Raw genomic sequence first — 13,969 nt, 5'->3', positions numbered from 1 at the left:
TACCCCATGCGGATGGACAAGCTGACCTCGCGCTTCCAGCAGGCCCTGAGCGACGCCCAGTCGCTGGCCGTCGGCCGCGACCACAACCTGATCGAGCCGGCCCACGTGCTGGTGGCCCTGCTCGACCAGCAGGGCGGTTCGACCCGGCCCATGCTCGCCCAGGCCGGCGTCAACGCCGCGGCCCTGCGGCAGCGCCTGGTCGAACTGCTCGACAAGCTGCCCAAGGTGAGCGGCCAGGAGGGCAACCTGTCGGTCGGCAACGACCTGGCCCGCCTGCTCAACCTCAGCGACAAGCTGGCCCAGCAGCGCGGCGATGCCTTCATCGCCAGCGAACTGTTCGTGTTGGCCGCGCTCGAGGACAAGGGCGAGGCCGGCGCGGCGCTCAAGGCCGCGGGCGCGAAGAAGGATGCGCTGGAGAAGGCCATCGAGGCCCTGCGCGGCGGCGAGAAGGTCGACGACGCCAATGCCGAGGAAAACCGCCAGGCGCTGGAGAAGTACACCATCGACCTCACCGCCCGCGCCGAGAGCGGCAAGCTCGACCCGGTGATCGGTCGCGACGAGGAAATCCGCCGCACCGTGCAGGTGCTGCAGCGGCGCACCAAGAACAACCCCGTGCTGATCGGCGAACCCGGCGTGGGCAAGACCGCCATCGTCGAAGGCCTGGCCCAGCGCATCGTCAACGGCGAGGTGCCAGAGGGCCTGCGCGGCAAGCGCGTGCTGTCGCTCGACATGGGCGCGCTGATCGCCGGCGCCAAGTTCCGCGGCGAGTTCGAGGAGCGCCTCAAGGGCGTGCTCAACGACCTCTCGAAGCAGGAAGGGCAGGTGATCCTGTTCATCGACGAGCTGCACACCATGGTCGGCGCCGGCAAGGCCGAGGGCGCCATGGACGCGGGCAACATGCTCAAGCCGGCGCTGGCGCGCGGCGAGCTGCACTGCATCGGCGCCACCACCCTCGACGAATACCGCAAGTACGTCGAGAAGGACGCCGCGCTCGAGCGCCGCTTCCAGAAGGTGTTCGTGGGCGAGCCGAGCGTGGAAGACACCATTGCCATCCTGCGCGGCCTGAAGGAGCGCTACGCCGTGCACCACGGCGTCGAGATCACCGACCCGGCCATCGTGGCCGCGGCCACGCTTTCGCACCGCTACATCGCCGACCGCCAGCTGCCCGACAAGGCCATCGACCTGATGGACGAGGCGGCCTCGCGCATCCGCATGGAGATCGACTCCAAGCCGGAGGAGATGGACCGCAAGGAGCGCCGCCTGATCCAGCTCAAGATCCAGCGTGAGGCGCTGAAGAAGGAGAAGGACAAGGAATCGCAGCAGCGCCTGGCCGACCTCGAGGCCGAGATCGCCACGCTCGAGCGCGAGTTCAACGACCTGCTGGAGATCTGGAAGGCCGAGAAGGCCACGCTCACCGGCGCCACCAGGGTCAAGGAGCAGCTTGAGCAGGCGCGGCTGGAGCTCGAGGCGGCGCACCGCCGCCAGGACTTCGCCAAGGCCAGCGAGATCCAGTACGGCCGCATCCCGGAGCTGGAAAAGCAGCTCGCCGCGGCCCAGGAAGTCGAGACCAAGGGCTTCCAGCTGCTGCAGGACAAGGTCACCGCCGAGGAAATCGCCGAGGTCGTGGCGCGCTGGACCGGCATCCCGGTGAGCAAGATGCTCGAGGGCGAGCGCGAGAAGCTGCTGAAGATGGAGGATGCGCTGCACGGCCGCGTGGTCGGCCAGCACGAGGCGGTGAAGGCCGTTTCCGATGCCATCCGCCGCTCGCGCGCGGGCCTGTCGGATCCGAACCGGCCGAACGGCTCGTTCCTGTTCCTGGGCCCGACCGGCGTGGGCAAGACCGAGCTGTGCAAGGCGCTGGCCGGCTTCCTGTTCGACACCGAGGACGCGATGGTGCGCATCGACATGAGCGAGTTCATGGAGAAGCACTCCGTGGCGCGGCTCATCGGCGCCCCCCCGGGCTACGTCGGCTATGAAGAGGGCGGCTACCTCACCGAGGCGGTGCGCCGCCGGCCGTACAGCGTGCTGCTGCTCGACGAGGTCGAGAAGGCGCACCCGGACGTGTTCAACATCCTGCTGCAGGTGCTCGACGACGGCCGCCTCACCGACGGCCAGGGCCGCACGGTGGACTTCCGCAACACCGTCATCGTGATGACCTCGAACCTGGGCAGCCAGCACATCCAGGAGCTCAGCGGCGAGGGCGACGCGGCCTACATCCAGATGAAGGCGGCGGTGATGGGCGTGGTGCAGTCGCACTTCCGCCCGGAGTTCATCAACCGCCTGGACGAGATCGTGGTCTTCCACCCGCTGGGCCGCGAGCAGATCCAGTCCATCGCCCGCATCCAGACGGCCTACCTGTCCAAGCGCCTGGCCGAGCGGCAGATCAGGCTTGAGATCGACGACAGCGCGCTGGCCCTGCTGGGCAACGTCGGCTTCGACCCGGTCTACGGCGCCCGCCCGCTCAAGCGCGCCATCCAGCAGCAGCTTGAGAACCCGCTGGCCCAGAAGATCCTGGCGGGCGAGTTCGGCCAGGGCGACACGGTCAAGGTCACCGCCGAGGACGGCGTCCTGGCCTTCCATCGCACCTGACCGCCGCCTCCCCCTGTCGGAGCGCCTTCAGGCGCGAAGCCCTTCGCGAAAAGCTTCGCGCCTGAAGGCGCTCCCACAGGGGATTCACGGGGGGTGGTGCAGGCTGCGGCAATGCCCGTCCACATCGTCTGGTTCAAGCGCGACCTGCGCGTGGTCGACCATGCCCCGCTGGTCGACGCGGCGGCGCGCGGGCCGGTGCTTCCGCTGTACGTGGCCGAGCCCGGCTACTGGCAGCTGCCCGACACCAGCGGCCGGCAGTGGGAGGCGGTCGCCGACGGGCTGCGTGAACTGCGCGCCGACCTGGCCACGCTGGGCCAGCCGCTCGTCGTGCGCACCGGCGATGTCGTCGAGGTCCTGGAGCAACTGCGCCGGCGCCATGGGCTGGTCGGCCTGTGGTCGCACGAGGAGACCGGCAACGGCTGGACCTACGGGCGCGACCTGCGCGTGGCGGACTGGGCCCGGGGCCACGGCATCCCATGGCGGGAGACCCCCAGCGGTGGCGTCGTCCGCCGCCTGCGCAGCCGCGACCGCTGGGCGACCCGGTGGGAGGCGCGCATGGCGCCGGCGCCGCTGGCGGCCCCGTTCCTTGAGCCGCTCGCCGGCGTCGAGCCGGGCGCCATCCCCACTGCCGCCGAGCTCGGCATTCCCGATGATCCGTGCCCGGGCCGCCAGCGCGGCGGGCGCCGCCGCGGCGAACGGGCGCTGCAGACATTCCTCGGCGGCCGTGGCGCCGGGTACATGCGCGGCATGAGCAGCCCGGTGTCGGCGCAATCGCGCTGCTCGCGCTTCTCGGTCGCGCTGGCCACCGGCACGCTTTCGCTGCGCGAAGTGGTGCACGCCGTGCGCACCGCGCGCGAGGCCGCGGGCCCGGTGCCGGCGCGCGACCTCGCCGCGCTGGAGAAGCGACTGCACTGGCACTGCCACTTCATCCAGAAGCTGGAAAGCGAGCCGGAAATCGAGTTCCGAAACGTGCACCGCGGTTTCGACGGGCTGCGCGAGAAGGACTTCAACCGCGAGTGGTTCGAGGCCTGGCGGCGCGCGCAGACCGGCTGGCCCTTCGTCGACGCCTGCCTGCGTTCGCTGCAGCAGACCGGCTGGCTCAACTTCCGCATGCGCGCCATGCTCGTTTCGATCGCCAGCTACCACCTGTGGCTGCACTGGCCGGAGCCGGCGCGCCAGCTGGCCGCCTGGTTCACCGACTACGAGCCCGGGATCCATTACCCGCAGGTGCAGATGCAGGCCGGCGTCACCGGCATCAACATCCCGCGCATGTACAACCCGGTCAAGCAGAGCCAGGACCAGGATCCGCGCGGCGAATTCATCCGCCGCTGGCTGCCCGAACTGGCCGGCGTACCGGACGACTGGATCCACACGCCCTGGCTGATGGGCAGCGCCGGGCAGCGTGCCGCCGGCCTGCGCGTCGGTGAAACCTACCCGGCGCCGGTGCGCGACCACGAGCAGGCCGCGCGCGAGGCGCGGGCGAAACTCACTGCGTGGAAGCGCGCTTACGTCGAACGCGAGGAAAGCCGGCGGGTTTTCGTCAGGCACGGCAGCCGCGCGCGCCAGCCCGTTCGCAAGCGGCGCGCCGGCGCACCGGCCACGCCCGTCGCCCCCGCCGGCGGCCAGGGCGAACTGTTCTGAGAGCGCAGAAAGGGCTCAGGCGGGGCGGGGCTGGCGGAAGGGCGGGGCGGAGAGGGCCATCTCGGCCATCGAGTGCGCCAGTTCCTTCTCGGCCAGCACCGCGCCGTCGGCGCCGTGCCTGAGCAGGTGGCGCACCTCGCCGTCGCTGTGGGCGCGGGCCAGGATGGTCATTCCGGGGTTGGCGGCGCGCAGGCGCTCGGCCACCTGGCCGGCCTCCAGCGCGCGCGGGATCGCCAGGATCGCCAGCAGCGCGCCGGCCGGCGAAGCCTCGTCGAGCACGCCCGGCGCCGCCGCGTTGCCGCGGATGGTCGGGTAGCCTTCGGCACGCGCCGCCTTCACCAGGTCGGCGTCGTCCTCGATCACCAGCAGCGGCACCTGCCGGGCACGCAGCAGGCGCGCGATCTCGCCGCCGACGCGGCCGAAGCCGATCAGGATCGCGTGCCCCGCCTCGGGCAGCGGCGGGCCCGGCGGCGCCTTCTCCTCGGCGGCGACGCGGTCGGCCGCGGCCTTCTCCAGCCGCTTCTCGCGCATGTCGAGCAGGCTGAAGATCAGCGGATTGGCGCAGATCGAAAGCAGGGCGCCGGCGAGCACCAGGTCGCGGCCTTCGCTGGGCAGGATCTGCAGCGCCACGCCCAGGCCGGCGATGATGAAGGCGAACTCGCCGATCTGGGCCAGGCTGGCCGAGATCGTCAGCGCGGTCGAGGTGGGATGCCCGAACAGCCGGACGATCGCGAAGGCGCCCACCGACTTGCCGAGGGTGATGATCAGGAAGGTGGCCAGCACCGGCAGCGGCTGCTCGACCAGGATGTGCGGGTCGAAGAGCATGCCGACCGAGACGAAGAACAGCACCGCGAACGCATCGCGCAGCGGCAGCGAGTCGGAGGCGGCCTTGTGGCTCAGGTCGCCGCTGAGCAGCATGCCGGCGAAGAAGGCGCCCAGCGCGAACGACACCCCGAACAGCTTGGCCGAACCGAAGGCCACGCCCAGCGCGATCGCCAGCACCGACAGCGTGAACAGCTCGCGCGAGCCCAGCCCCGCCACCTTCTCCAGCATCCAGGGGATCGCCCGCTTGCCCACCAGCAGCATCAGCACCACGAACGCGGTGACCTTGAGCAGGGTGATGACCAGGGACATCGCCACGTCGCCGAGGGCCGGCGGCGGGCCGTCGCCATTGCCCAGCGCGCCGGCCACGGCCGGCAGCAGCACCAGCACGATCACGCAGACCAGGTCCTCGACGATCAGCCAGCCCACCGCGATCCGGCCGCGCTGGGTGTCGAGCAGGCGCCGGGCCTCCATCGCCCGCAGCAGCACGACCGTGCTGGCGGTCGACAGCGCCAGGCCGAGCACGATGCCCTGCAGCGTGTCCCAGCCCATCATCCAGGCCAGGCCCCAGCCCAGCACGGTGGCCAGCGAGATCTGGGCGATCGCGCCCGGGATGGCGATGGTCTTGACCTCGAGCAGGTCCTCGATGGAGAAGTGCAGGCCGACGCCGAACATCAGCAGGATCACGCCGATCTCCGACACCTCCATCGCCAGTTCCATGTCGGCGACGAAGCCCGGCGTGAACGGCCCGACCAGGATGCCCGCCACCAGGTAGCCCACGATCGGCGACATGCGCAGGCGCTGCGCCAGGGTGCCGAGCAGGAACGCCACGCCCAGGCCCATCGTCAGCAGCGCGATCAGGGGAGTGTCGTGGGGCATGCGGGGTCCTCGGGGGCAGGCTGATAGACTAACCGACCTTTCCGCCCACGCCCTCCATGATCGCCTTCCGCAATTTCGCCCTGCGCCGCGGGGAACGCCTGCTGCTCTCGCAGGTGGACCTGGCCCTGCACGCCGGCTGGCGGGTGGGCGTGATCGGCCGCAACGGCTGCGGCAAGTCCAGCCTGTTCGCCGCCATCCTGGGCGAGGTCGAGGCCGACCAGGGCGACATCGACCTGCCCGGCAAGGTCCGCATCGCCTGGGTGGCCCAGGAAACCCCCTCCCTGCCGGACCCGGCCATCGATTTCGTGCTTTCGGGCGACACCGAGGTGCACGCCATCCTGCAGGCCGAGGCCGCCGCCACCGCCGCCGAGGACTGGGACGCCGTGGCCGAGGCCCACCAGAAGCTGGCCGAAATCAACGGCTACGACGCCACCGCCCGGGCCGGCCGCCTGCTGCACGGCCTGGGCTTCCCGCCCGAGACCCACGACCGGCCGGTGTCCTCGTTCTCCGGCGGCTGGCGCGTGCGCCTGAACCTGGCCCGGGCGCTGATGATGCCCTCGGACCTGCTGCTGCTCGACGAGCCCACCAACCACCTCGACCTCGACGCCGTGCTCTGGCTCGAGCAGTGGCTGCTCAAGTACCCGGGCACGCTGCTGATGATCTCGCACGACCGCGAGTTCCTCGATGGCCTGAGCACGCACACCCTGCACCTGCACGAGGGCCGGGCCAAGCTCTACACCGGCGACTACACCAGCTTCGAGCGCCAGCGCGCCGAGCACCTGCGCCAGCAGCAGATCGCCCACGACAAGGAACAGGCCGAGCGCGCCCACCTGCAGAGCTTCATCGACCGCTTCAAGGCCAAGGCCAGCAAGGCCAGGCAGGCCCAGAGCCGCATGAAGCGCCTGGCCAAGCTGCAGGGCACCGAGGCGGTGCGCGCCGAGCGCGCCTTCCGCATCGCCTTCGCCGAGCCGGCCCGCCTGCCGCACTCGCTGATCCGCCTCAACCACGTCGACGCCGGCTATCGCCTCGACACCTCCGCGGGGGATGTCGCCAGGATCCTGCACGACGTCGGCTTCGGCCTCGAGGCCGGTGACCGCGTCGGCCTGCTCGGCCCCAACGGCGCCGGCAAGTCGACCCTGGTCAAGACGCTGGTGGGCGAGCTGCCGCTGCTGTCCGGCGAGCGCGTGGCGCACCCGGACCTGCGCATCGGCTATTTCGCCCAGCACACCGTCGAAAGCCTGCACGAAGGCCAGAGCCCACTGTGGCACCTCAAGCAGCTCGCGCCCGACGCCGGCGAGCAGCAGCTGCGCAACTACCTGGGCCGCTGGAACTTCGTCGGCGACCGCGCCTTCGAGAACGTCGACGGATTCTCCGGCGGCGAGCGCGCGCGCCTGGCGCTGGCGATGATCGCCTACCGCGAGCCCAACGTGCTGCTGCTCGACGAGCCCACCAACCACCTCGACCTGGACATGCGCGAGGCGCTGGCCGAGGCGCTGGCCGACTTCCCGGGCGCGATCGTGCTGGTCTCCCACGACCGCCACCTGATCGGCCTGGTCTGCGAGACCTTCTGGCGCGTCGCCGACGGCCACGTCGAGGAGTTCAACGGCGACCTCGACGAGTACGCCGCCTGGCTGCGCAGCCGCGGCAACGAGCCCAGGGCCCCGAAGGCCGCGGCGGCCAAGCCCGCCCCCGCGCCCGCCCCGGCGCCGGCCAAACCCGCGCGCGGCAGGCACGAGGTCGACCAGGCCGCGCGCAAGGCCCGCCAGCTCGAGCAGCGCGTGGCCGAACTGGCCGCCGAACTGGCCCGCGTCGAGGCCAAGCTCGCCGACCCGGCCGTCTACGGCAACGACGGCGGCATCGAGCTGGGCCAGCTGACCCGGCAGCAGGAAAAGCTGGCGGCCGAGAAGGACGCGCTCGAGGCCGAGTGGCTGGCCCAGCTGGAAATCGCCGAGGGCTGACCGGCCCCGCTTGAAAACCCGCCGCGCGGCCCCAGAAAAGCGCGGTCCCGTCGCATCACCCGGAAACCCGCCATGCCCATTTATGCCTTCGAGTGCACCGCCTGCGGCCACGCCTTCGACCGGCTGCAGAAGCTGTCCGACGCCGACCCCACCGACTGCCCCGAGTGCGGCAAGCCGCAGGTGCGCCGGCAGGTGACCGCCCCCAGCTTCCGCCTCGCCGGCGGCGGCTGGTACGAAACCGACTTCAAGAAGGACGGCGACAAGAAGCGCAACCTCGCCGACGGCGGCGGCGACAAGCCCAAGGCCGACGCGGCGCCGGCCAAGCCGGCCGAAACCAAGGCCGCGGACTGATCGCTTGCCCGGCGCGGCCGGCAGGGACTAAGTTGGGGCGATGAAAACCCAGACCCTGAGCCTGATCGCCTCGTCCCTGCTGCTGGCCGCCTGTTCGGCCCCGCAGGCCCCGTCCGCGCCCGATGCCGCCGCGCCCGCCGAATCGGCCCCGGCCGCCGAGGCCCCGCAGCCGGCCCCGGCCGATGCCTTCCTGGCCGCCATCGACAGCCACTGCGGCCAGGCCTTCGCCGGCCGCGTGGTGGTCGACGAACCGGCCCAGCCCGGCGACAACGCCTTCGCCGGCAAGGCCCTGGTGATGCACGTGCGCGAATGCGGCACCAGCGAGATCCGCATCCCCTTCCACGTCGGCGAAGACCGCTCGCGCACCTGGGTGCTCACCCGCACCGCCGACGGACTGCGGCTCAAGCACGACCACCGCCACGAAGACGGCAGCGACGACCCGGTGACGATGTACGGCGGCGACACCGCCAGCGCCGGCACCGCCCTGCGCCAGGAATTCCCGGTGGACGCCGAATCGATCGAAATGTTCGGGCGCGAGGGCCTGGCCCCCTCGGTGACCAACACCTGGGCGATGGAAATCGAGCCCGGCAAGCGCTTCCTCTACGAGCTCTCGCGGCCCGGCGGCCGCCTGTTCCAGGTCGAGTTCGACCTCACGGTGCCGGTCGACGCGCCGCCGCCGCCCTGGGGCAGCGAGGACGCCTCGCCCTGAGGGCAGCCGGGCGGATTTGCCCGGCGGCGGCGCCAAGCCCTACCATTACGGGCTTTTTCGCGATTCACCGGAGCCCCCATGCGCAGCCATTTCTGCGGCCTCGTGGACGAGTCCATGATCGGCCAGTCCGTCACCCTCTGCGGCTGGGCCGACGTCGCCCGCGACCTGGGTGGCGTGTGCTTCATCGACCTGCGCGACCACGAGGGCATCGTCCAGGTGGTGGCCGAGCCCTCCGACGCCGATGGTAATGCCGCCGTGGTCAAGGCCGCGGCCGCCGTCGGCTACGAGGACTGCCTGCGCATCACCGGCGTGGTGCGCAAGCGCCATTCGGTGAACGACCGCATCCGCACCGGCCAGGTCGAGGTCGTGGCCACGGCCATCGAAGTGCTCAACAAAGCCGAGCCGCTGCCCTTCCACGCGCACGAGAACGCCGGCGAGGACATCCGCCTCAAGTACCGCTACCTCGACCTGCGCCGCCCCGAGATGCAGCGCATGATGCGCACCCGCATCCGGCTGGTGCAGGCGCTGCGCCGCTGGCTCGACGCGCGCGGCTTCCAGGACATCGAGACGCCCATCCTCACCAAGGCCACGCCCGAGGGCGCGCGCGACTTCCTGGTGCCGGCGCGCCTGCATCCGGGCGAGTACTACGCGCTGCCGCAGTCGCCGCAGCTGTTCAAGCAGATCCTGATGGTGGCCGGCTTCGACCGCTACTATCAGATCGCCCGCTGCTTCCGCGACGAGGCCCTGCGCGCCGACCGCCAGCTCGAGTTCACCCAGCTCGACATGGAGTTCGCCTGGGTGTCCGAGCGCGACGTGCAGGACGCCGTCGAGGGCATGATCCGCGAAGTGTTCAGGGAAGTGATCGGCGTCGAGCTCGATGCCGAGTTCCCGCGCATGACCTACGAAGAGGCGATGCGCCGCTTCGGCTCCGACAAGCCCGACCTGCGCATCGAACTCGAACTGCAGGACGTGGCCGGCCTGGTGAAGGACAGCCAGTTCAAGGTCTTCACCGACTGGGCGACGCATGCCGACGGCCGCGTGGCCGCGCTGCGCGTGCCCGGCGGCGCCGCGTTCTCGCGCAAGCAGATCGACGAATACGGCGCCTATGCGGCCAAGTACGGCGCCAAGGGCCTGGCCTACATCAAGCTCGGCGAGGACGGCACGGTCAATTCGCCGATCCAGAAGTTCTTCGAGCCGGCCGCGTTCGAGGCGCTGGTGGCGGCCATCGGGCTGCGCAAGGGCGACCTGGCCTTCTTCGGCGCCGGCACCTACAAGGTCGTCAGCGACTTCATGGGCGCGCTGCGCCTGAAGGTCGGCAAGGACCTGGGCCTGGTGCAGCACGCCTGGAAGCCGCTGTGGGTCACCGACTTCCCGATGTTCGAGTGGGACGACGAGGAGCAGCGCTACGTGGCGCTGCACCACCCGTTCACCGCCCCGGCAGTCGACGACATCGCCGACCTCAAGGCCAACGCCCGCATCGCGGTTTCGCGCGGCTACGACATGGTGCTCAACGGCAACGAGATCGGCGGCGGTTCGATCCGCATCCATCGACCGGACATGCAGAGCGCGGTGTTCGAGCTGCTGGGCATCGGCGCCGAAGAGGCCGAGGCCAAGTTCGGTTTCCTGCTCGACGCGCTGCGCTACGGCGCGCCGCCGCACGGCGGCATCGCCTTCGGCATCGACCGCATCGCCGCGCTGATGGCCGGCACCGAGTCGATTCGCGACGTCATCGCCTTCCCGAAGACGACCACGGCGCAGTGCCCGATGACCGGCGCGCCCTCGCCGGTACCCGACGCCCAGCTGGCCGAGGTGCACGTGTCGGTGCGGCCCAAGGCCGACAAGGCCTGAGCGATGGCGCTTGCGATCCGTCGCGCGACGCCGGCGGACGCCGCGACGCTGGCGCAGATCGCCGCCGCCACCTTCACCGAAGCCTTCGGCCACCTGTACCCGGCCGAAGACCTGGACGCCTTCCTGCGCGAGTCCTACGCGGTGGACCGCCAGCGCGTGATCCTGGAGACGCCGGGTTACGCCGTCTGGCTGCTGGAGGACGATGGCGTCGCGGTCGGCCACGCCGCGGCCGGGCCCTGCGGCCTGCCCAACCCGGCCGTCCGGCCGGGTGACGGTGAACTCAAGCGGCTCTACGTGCTGGCGAAGTACCAGAACGGCGGCTGGGGCGGGCGATTGTTCCAGGCCGCGATGGACTGGCTGCTGGCCGATGGGCCGCGCACGCTCTGGATCGGCGTGTGGGAAAACAACCCCGGCGCCCAGCGCTTCTACGCGCGCCATGGTTTCGTGAAGGTCGGCGAGCACACCTTCCCGGTCGGCCGGGTGGTGGACCGGGAGTTCACCCTGCGCCGCGAAGCCGACGCCGCGTCGTGAGCGCGCCCGCCGGCCCGCGCGTCATCCTGCTGCACGGCGTGTGGATGCGCGGGCTGACGCTGTGGCCGCTGGCCCGGCGCCTGCGCGCCTTCGGCTTTCGCGCCGAGGTCTTCGACTATGCCAGCCTCTGGCACGGGCCCGCGCCCAGCGTCGACCGGCTCGCGGCGCGGCTGCTGGCGCTCGCGGGCGAGCCGGTGCACCTGGTCGGCCACAGCCTCGGTGGCCTGGTGGCGCTGGAAACCGTCGGCAGCTACGCCGGCCTGCCGCCCGGGCGGGTGCTGTGCCTGGGATCGCCGCTGGCCGGCTCGGGCGCCGCGCGCGGCCTGGCCCGGCGCCACCTGGGCTTCTGGCTGGGCCGGAGCGCGACGCTCCTCAAGGCGGGTCTGCACGCGCTGCCGCCTGGTCGCGAGGTGGGCGTGATCGCCGGCAGCAAGGGCCTGGGCCTGGGCCGGCTGTTCGGCGGCTTCGACGGGCTCAACGACGGCACCGTGGCGGTCTGGGAAACCCGGCTGCCCGGCCTGGCCGACCACCGCGTGGTGCCGGCCAGCCACACCGGCCTGCTGCTCGACCGCCGCACCGCCGACCTGGCGGCCGGCTTCCTGCGCGATGGCCGCTTCCCGGCCTGAGCGGCCGCGCGCCGTATAATCGGCGCTTCGCCACAGCACGAAGAAGGGTCGGTCCATGGGCAGGTTGATGGCCATCGAGGGGCGCAAGAACGCCCAGGACGCCAAGCGCGGCAAGGTCTTCACCAAGATCATCCGTGAGATCTCCACCGCCGCGCGTCTCGGCGGCGGCGACCCCAAGGGCAACCCGCGATTGCGCCTGGCCGTGGACAAGGGCCTGGCGGTGAACATGTCGCGCGACGTGATCGAGCGCGCCATCAAGAAGGCCACGGGCGAACTCGAGGGCGTGAGCTACGAGGAAATCCGCTACGAGGGCTACGCCCCGGGCGGCGTCGCCGTCATCGTCGACTGCCTCACGGACAACAAGGTGCGCACCGTGGCCGACGTGCGCCACGCCTTCAACAAGTGCGGCGGCAACCTGGGCACGGATGGCTCGGTGGCCTTCATGTTCCGCAAGCTCGGCGTGCTCAGCTTCGGTCCGGGCAGCAGCGAGGATGCGATCACCGAGGCGGCCATCGAGGCCGGCGCCGACGACGTCGTCGCGTATCCGGAGGACGGCCTGGTCGAGGTGCTCACCTCGCCGGAAGCCTTCGGCGAAGTGAAGGCGGCGATGGCCGCGGCCGGGCACGAGCCGCTCGACGCCCAGGTGACGATGCGCGCCGACAACGACGTGAAGGTCGAGGGCGACACCGCGCTGCAGGTCAGGAAGATGCTCGACATGCTCGAGGACCTCGACGACGTGCAGGACGTCTACCACAACGCCGAACTGGGCGACGCGGCCTACGCGTGACCCGCATCCTCGGCATCGACCCCGGATCGCAGCGCACGGGCATTGGCCTGGTCGACGTCGATCCCGCCGGCAAGTGCCGCTACGTGCACTGCCAGGCGCTGAACCTGCTGGTCGACACCGAAGACTTCCCCGCGCGCCTGGGCAAGCTGGTGTTCGATCTGGAGGACGTGCTTTCGGAGTGGAAGCCGACGGTGGTGGCGATCGAGTCCGTGTTCATGGACAAGTCGGCCACCTCGGCGCTCAAGCTCGGCCACGCCCGCGGCGCCGCCATCGCCACCGTGGTGCGGCACGGCCTGCAGGTGCACGAGTACGCGCCGCGCCTGATCAAGCAGTCGCTGGTCGGCGGCGGCGCCGCCGACAAGGCCCAGGTGCAGCACATGGTCCGCCTGCTGCTCGGCCTGGGCGAGCAGAAGCTGCAGGCCGACGCCGCCGACGCCCTGGCCGTCGCCCTGACCCACGCGCACATGAGCGCCACCGCCGGCCGCACCGGGCTGGCCACCGCCTTGCTGAGGAGACGCCGATGATCGGCCGCCTGAAGGGAACCCTGGTCTACAAGTCGCCGCCGAACCTGATGGTGGACGTGGGCGGGGTGGGGTACGAGCTGTCGGCGCCGATGAGCACCTTCTACGACCTGCCCGAAGTCGGGCGCGAGGTGGTGCTGAGCACGCACTACGCGGTGAAGGAGGACGGCGTGGCGCTCTACGGCTTCCTCACCGAGGCCGAGCGCCGGCTGTTCCGCGAGGTGCAGAAGGTGACCGGCGTGGGCGCCAAGATCGCCCTGGCGGTGCTCTCGGGCGCCAGCGTGGACGAGTTCGCGCGCCTGGTGCAGTCCGGCGACGTGACCGCGCTCACCCGCATCCCGGGCATCGGCAAGAAGACCGCCGAGCGCATGGTGGTGGAGCTGCGCGACCGCGCCGCCGACTTCGCCGGCGGCGCCGCCGTGCTGGCCGGCCCGGGCGCCGGCGTGCCGGCCGACCCGGCCGCCGAGGCCTCGGTGGCCCTGCAGCAGCTGGGTTACAAGCCGGCCGAGATCCAGAAGATGCTCCGGCAGGCCGCCCCGGGCGACAGCGCCGAGGACATCATCCGCAAGGCCCTGCGCTCGGTCCTCAAGGGTTAGGGGACGGGTGCATTTAAAGAAGGGGGTCAGGTTCACTTTGGTTCAAAGTGAACCTGACCCCCTTCTTTAAATGCACCCGTCCCCAGGCCCGCGACCTGCCATAATCGCCGG

General features: G+C 71.1%; 12 protein-coding genes. 11 read left to right on the top strand and 1 reads right to left on the bottom strand.

Annotation, left to right across the window (positions count from 1 at the left end; genetic code table 11):
- The first annotated feature begins 6 nt into the window (after nucleotides 1-6).
- Both clpB and C6N40_RS02190 read left to right on the top strand, forming a co-directional pair.
- On the top strand, nucleotides 7-2,589 hold the full coding sequence (gene clpB / locus C6N40_RS02195) for an ATP-dependent chaperone ClpB (protein ID WP_106989359.1): 2,583 nt from the start codon (nucleotides 7-9) through the stop codon (nucleotides 2,587-2,589).
- A gap of 111 nt (nucleotides 2,590-2,700) precedes the next feature.
- A complete protein-coding gene (locus tag C6N40_RS02190) occupies nucleotides 2,701-4,230 on the top strand; it encodes a cryptochrome/deoxyribodipyrimidine photo-lyase family protein (protein WP_106989358.1) in 1,530 nt (509 codons plus the stop codon).
- Between the two features lie 15 nt (nucleotides 4,231-4,245).
- On the opposite strand, the gene ybaL is transcribed toward C6N40_RS02190, so the two are convergent.
- A complete protein-coding gene (ybaL, locus tag C6N40_RS02185) occupies nucleotides 4,246-5,931 on the bottom strand; it encodes a YbaL family putative K(+) efflux transporter (protein ID WP_106989357.1) in 1,686 nt (561 codons plus the stop codon).
- A 56-nt stretch (nucleotides 5,932-5,987) separates the two neighbouring features.
- On the opposite strand from ybaL, the gene C6N40_RS02180 reads away from it, so the two are divergent.
- From C6N40_RS02180 to ruvA, 9 genes are all read left to right on the top strand, one after another.
- Nucleotides 5,988-7,889 carry an ABC-F family ATP-binding cassette domain-containing protein gene (locus C6N40_RS02180; protein ID WP_106989356.1) on the top strand — a complete coding sequence of 634 codons (1,902 nt, stop codon included), beginning with the start codon at nucleotides 5,988-5,990 and terminating at the stop codon, nucleotides 7,887-7,889.
- A 72-nt stretch (nucleotides 7,890-7,961) separates the two neighbouring features.
- Nucleotides 7,962-8,240 carry an FmdB family zinc ribbon protein gene (locus C6N40_RS02175; RefSeq protein ID WP_106989355.1) on the top strand — a complete coding sequence of 93 codons (279 nt, stop codon included), beginning with the start codon at nucleotides 7,962-7,964 and terminating at the stop codon, nucleotides 8,238-8,240.
- A gap of 40 nt (nucleotides 8,241-8,280) precedes the next feature.
- The gene (locus C6N40_RS02170) at nucleotides 8,281-8,949 is read left to right on the top strand and encodes a hypothetical protein (RefSeq protein WP_106989354.1); all 669 of its coding nucleotides are present in this window, start codon (nucleotides 8,281-8,283) and stop codon (nucleotides 8,947-8,949) included.
- A 78-nt stretch (nucleotides 8,950-9,027) separates the two neighbouring features.
- The gene (gene aspS, locus C6N40_RS02165) at nucleotides 9,028-10,797 is read left to right on the top strand and encodes an aspartate--tRNA ligase (protein WP_106989353.1); all 1,770 of its coding nucleotides are present in this window, start codon (nucleotides 9,028-9,030) and stop codon (nucleotides 10,795-10,797) included.
- Between the two features lie 3 nt (nucleotides 10,798-10,800).
- Nucleotides 10,801-11,328 carry a GNAT family N-acetyltransferase gene (locus tag C6N40_RS02160; protein WP_106989352.1) on the top strand — a complete coding sequence of 176 codons (528 nt, stop codon included), beginning with the start codon at nucleotides 10,801-10,803 and terminating at the stop codon, nucleotides 11,326-11,328.
- Nucleotides 11,325-11,954, top strand: coding sequence for an esterase/lipase family protein (locus tag C6N40_RS02155; RefSeq protein WP_240183419.1), 630 nt, complete (start codon nucleotides 11,325-11,327; stop codon nucleotides 11,952-11,954). Before C6N40_RS02160 ends, C6N40_RS02155 begins: the two co-directional genes overlap by 4 nt.
- A gap of 55 nt (nucleotides 11,955-12,009) precedes the next feature.
- Nucleotides 12,010-12,741, top strand: coding sequence for a YebC/PmpR family DNA-binding transcriptional regulator (locus tag C6N40_RS02150; protein ID WP_106989351.1), 732 nt, complete (start codon nucleotides 12,010-12,012; stop codon nucleotides 12,739-12,741).
- On the top strand, nucleotides 12,738-13,265 hold the full coding sequence (gene ruvC / locus C6N40_RS02145) for a crossover junction endodeoxyribonuclease RuvC (RefSeq protein WP_106989350.1): 528 nt from the start codon (nucleotides 12,738-12,740) through the stop codon (nucleotides 13,263-13,265). The genes C6N40_RS02150 and ruvC overlap by 4 nt, the downstream gene beginning before the upstream one ends.
- The gene (gene ruvA, locus C6N40_RS02140) at nucleotides 13,262-13,858 is read left to right on the top strand and encodes a Holliday junction branch migration protein RuvA (RefSeq protein ID WP_106989349.1); all 597 of its coding nucleotides are present in this window, start codon (nucleotides 13,262-13,264) and stop codon (nucleotides 13,856-13,858) included. Before ruvC ends, ruvA begins: the two co-directional genes overlap by 4 nt.
- Nucleotides 13,859-13,969: the final 111 nt, after the last annotated feature.

Source organism: Arenimonas caeni, from assembly GCF_003024235.1.
Classification (GTDB): Bacteria; Pseudomonadota; Gammaproteobacteria; order Xanthomonadales; family Xanthomonadaceae; genus Arenimonas; species Arenimonas caeni.
Note: the sequence above shows the minus strand (reverse complement) of the source record. Positions and strands in the feature narration are given on the sequence as shown.

What these genes read in the sequence shown, in the direction of transcription:
- clpB (WP_106989359.1), top strand. Translation starts at nt 7, where the DNA reads ATGCGGATGGACAAGCTGACCTCGCGCTTCCAGCAGGCCCTGAGCGAC.
- C6N40_RS02190 (WP_106989358.1), top strand. Translation starts at nt 2,701, where the DNA reads ATGCCCGTCCACATCGTCTGGTTCAAGCGCGACCTGCGCGTGGTCGAC.
- ybaL (WP_106989357.1), bottom strand. Translation starts at nt 5,931, where the DNA reads ATGCCCCACGACACTCCCCTGATCGCGCTGCTGACGATGGGCCTGGGC.
- C6N40_RS02180 (WP_106989356.1), top strand. Translation starts at nt 5,988, where the DNA reads ATGATCGCCTTCCGCAATTTCGCCCTGCGCCGCGGGGAACGCCTGCTG.
- C6N40_RS02175 (WP_106989355.1), top strand. Translation starts at nt 7,962, where the DNA reads ATGCCCATTTATGCCTTCGAGTGCACCGCCTGCGGCCACGCCTTCGAC.
- C6N40_RS02170 (WP_106989354.1), top strand. Translation starts at nt 8,281, where the DNA reads ATGAAAACCCAGACCCTGAGCCTGATCGCCTCGTCCCTGCTGCTGGCC.
- aspS (WP_106989353.1), top strand. Translation starts at nt 9,028, where the DNA reads ATGCGCAGCCATTTCTGCGGCCTCGTGGACGAGTCCATGATCGGCCAG.
- C6N40_RS02160 (WP_106989352.1), top strand. Translation starts at nt 10,801, where the DNA reads ATGGCGCTTGCGATCCGTCGCGCGACGCCGGCGGACGCCGCGACGCTG.
- C6N40_RS02150 (WP_106989351.1), top strand. Translation starts at nt 12,010, where the DNA reads ATGGGCAGGTTGATGGCCATCGAGGGGCGCAAGAACGCCCAGGACGCC.
- ruvA (WP_106989349.1), top strand. Translation starts at nt 13,262, where the DNA reads ATGATCGGCCGCCTGAAGGGAACCCTGGTCTACAAGTCGCCGCCGAAC.